This is a genomic window from Spiroplasma sp. Moj (genome assembly GCF_016082285.1).
GTDB classification, from domain to species: Bacteria; Bacillota_I; Bacilli_A; order Mycoplasmatales; family Mycoplasmataceae; genus Spiroplasma; species Spiroplasma phoeniceum.
Window position 1 is genome coordinate 1 of the sequence record NZ_MQTY02000112.1, and the last position, 3105, is coordinate 3105.

General features: G+C 26.7%; 3 protein-coding genes. 1 reads left to right on the forward strand and 2 read right to left on the reverse strand.

What is annotated here, in order from left to right:
- Positions 1 to 743: 743 nt before the first annotated feature.
- On the reverse strand, positions 744 to 1793 hold the full coding sequence (locus tag BST80_RS04725) for a ribose-phosphate diphosphokinase (RefSeq protein WP_415746190.1): 1050 nt from the start codon (positions 1791 to 1793) through the stop codon (positions 744 to 746).
- A 136-nt stretch (positions 1794 to 1929) separates the two neighbouring features.
- Here BST80_RS04725 and BST80_RS04730 point away from each other — a divergent pair, with 136 nt between their 5' ends.
- Positions 1930 to 2157, forward strand: coding sequence for a NifU family protein (locus BST80_RS04730; protein WP_415746191.1), 228 nt, complete (start codon positions 1930 to 1932; stop codon positions 2155 to 2157).
- Here the strand turns inward: BST80_RS04730 and BST80_RS04735 are convergent.
- Positions 2071 to 2802, reverse strand: a complete 732-nt coding sequence (locus tag BST80_RS04735) for a hypothetical protein (RefSeq protein WP_415746192.1) — start codon at positions 2800 to 2802, stop codon at positions 2071 to 2073. The genes BST80_RS04730 and BST80_RS04735 overlap by 87 nt on opposite strands.
- Positions 2803 to 3105: the final 303 nt, after the last annotated feature.

Consider the following 3105-nt stretch of genomic DNA (forward strand, 5'->3'; position numbering starts at 1 on the left):
GAAAGAATATTGTGCGATAATTTGACTGCTGACTTTGGAGTACAGACAATTATTAGCGAGTTTGCATATAAATTCAAGTCTTGGTTCAGAATGTCTAGTTTGGATATTTCATAGACTATTGTATATATTTAAAATAGGCATAACATTTATTTAGATATTCTGTAGAGAAATTGAATATTTTAATGAATTTCAATAAATTCATTTCATTTAAATAAATTATATTCACTAAATAAAATCCAATTCGACATTGGTAAAATATTTATCAAGGAGTATATTTTTCTGAAAGTAACCTAACATACTATATATATGCACATATATGAAATAAACCAACTTGTTTTTATTATATTTTCTACATACAAGTCTACATTTTCTTATTGACCAAAACAATTGGATTCCAATTGGAAGTCTTAAGTTCAACTATTTTAGATCCTATAAAACTGAAGTGGGGTATATANAATTTCTATTTTAAATATATTTTATAGGAATTTTAAAATAACTAGGTTATGCAAGAAGTCTATTAATAATAATTTGAATAATACGTCTATAACCATAAATTGAAGTTGTCATTATTTGCTCCTTGATATTTTTAACTAGTGATATATTGCAATATAATAATAATTTGGATAAATAGCTTTTTCTTAATTTAATTATAGCAAAAAACTACTTTAAAATTGATTATCTAATCATAAATAAATTACTCTCTTTCTTAAAAAAATGTTATAAAAAAAGTTTGCATTTCTTAACTAAACAATGCAAACTTTACCAACTATTTTATTTTTTATTTTCTCAATTATTTTTTTTATTTGCTCATTACATTTTGAATAAACATCTGATAAACTACGTTTTTCAATCATTGCTCTAATCATCTGTGAAATTAAATCAGCAATTGAAATGACTTCTAACCCGTCAAATAATCGATCTTGATTAATATCAATTGTATTTGTAACAATAGCCTTTTTAACTGTACCATCATTAATAAGTTCTGTTAAACGCTCTTTTGCTGGGGGTGAAAATACTCCATGGCATGCTAATAAATAAACTGCTTTTGCCCCATGCTGTTTTAATGCTTTTGCTGCATTACAAATTGTGCCAGCTGTATCAATCATATCATCAACAATAAAGCAAATACGGTCTTTGACATCTCCTAAAATAAATTGAACTTCACTAACATTTGGTTTTGGACGGCGCTTATCAATTACTGCAATATTCCCAGCTAAATTTCCTAAACGATTAGCCACATCTCGTGCCCGTACTAATCCACCATGGTCTGGTGAAACAATTGTTATTTCTTCTTTAAGATGGTCTTCTTCAATTTTTCGAACAATTGTTCTTACTAATTCTTGTGTTGAGCGTAAATCATCAACTGGAACATCAAAAAATCCCATTGATTGTGGTGAATGTAAATCAACAGTCATTACTCTTGTTGCCCCTGCTGTTGTTAACATATTCGCCACTAATTTACATGTAATTGGTTGGCGACCACGTGCTTTTCGATCTTGACGAGCATATCCAAAATAAGGAATGACCACATTAATGCTTTGTGCACTACCACGTTTTAGAGCATCAATTGCAATTAATAATTCCATTAGATTCTCATTGACTGGCCAAGATGTTGATTGAATAATATAAACATCTTTCCCCCGCACTGAATTCATTGCCCTTACCAAAATTTCACCATCAGCAAAACGAACAGTTTCCATTTCTTGTCTTGTTACACCTAAAATTTTACAAATTTCGTCTGCTAATTTTATTCCAGCAGATAGGCCATATATACTAAAACTTTTTTCTTCCATTAGTCCTCCTCTAAACATTTAAACTCCAATAAAAATTCTAAATTGAATCTCTACCTATTATTATATACATATCCATAATTAATTAAACTAACTTTGTTTATAAAAATGCTATAATTAAATAGTGAAGGTGATTAGAATGACACAAACAAATCAAGCAAAAGATATTATTGATAATCTTCGCCCTTATATTAACCAAGATGGCGGCGATATTGAATTTGTTGAAGTTAAAAATAATATTGTTTATGTTCGTTTGACAGGAGCATGTGTTGGTTGCGGATTAATTGATTCAACAATTAAAGATGGTGTTGAACAAATTGTTAAACAAGAAATGCCTGATATTATTGCAGTAGAAGTTATTATGTAACTTCTTTTTTTGTAAATATTTTTTTAAAGCAATTTTTTGATCAATCTCATGGATAACAACCATTCCAACTAATTCACTAAGCTTACTTTCAAATTGGTTGCGATTATAATATTCACCACTAATAAATTTAATGCTAAAGAAAACAACAAAAATTAAAATAAAGCAGCTAATAGCACAACTTAAATATAAATATAAAATAACTTGTTTTAATGAATCTAAAAATAAATCATTTTTAATAAATGGTAAATTTCAATCTAAATTTAAATTACTAAAAACACCAACTTGATAATGGGCAAAAACCCGGATTAAGAACTGTATAAGAAATGTTACTAAAGCATTTAATGCTGAAAAACAACCCGTTACAGGTTGATTTTGAATCCGATAATTCCACATCATTGTAATTGAAAATAAAATTCCAAACAAAAATATCATTGCAAAACCATTTAAAAATTGACAAATTAATAAAACTTCCGGAATTGGAATGATAGCAACAAAAATAAAATATAGACTTCAAATTATTAATGTTAAAATTAATGAATTCTTAATTCCAATTTTTCTAATAAAAAAATAAATAGACATTGCTCCAATAATTTGTGCAAACCATCAAATTTCCTGAACTAAATGTAAATAATGTTCCACCATCATTTTACTGTTATAACGTACTCAAGTTTCNNNTGCTNNAATAATAGACTTCTTGCATAACCTAGTTATTTTAAAATTCCTATAAAATATATTTAAAATAGAAATTATAGGAATCTAAAATTATGAAATTTGATAAATTTGANTTTATNANTTTATTAATGATAAAGAATTATTCCGATTAACAGGAATAAAACAAGCCACTTTTAATAAAATGTTGGTAGTATTCATTATTCTTAGGTTTTTAATAAAATTAAATAATTAGAAACAAATTAAGTTTCGCTTATGATTAAATGATAACAAAATTTA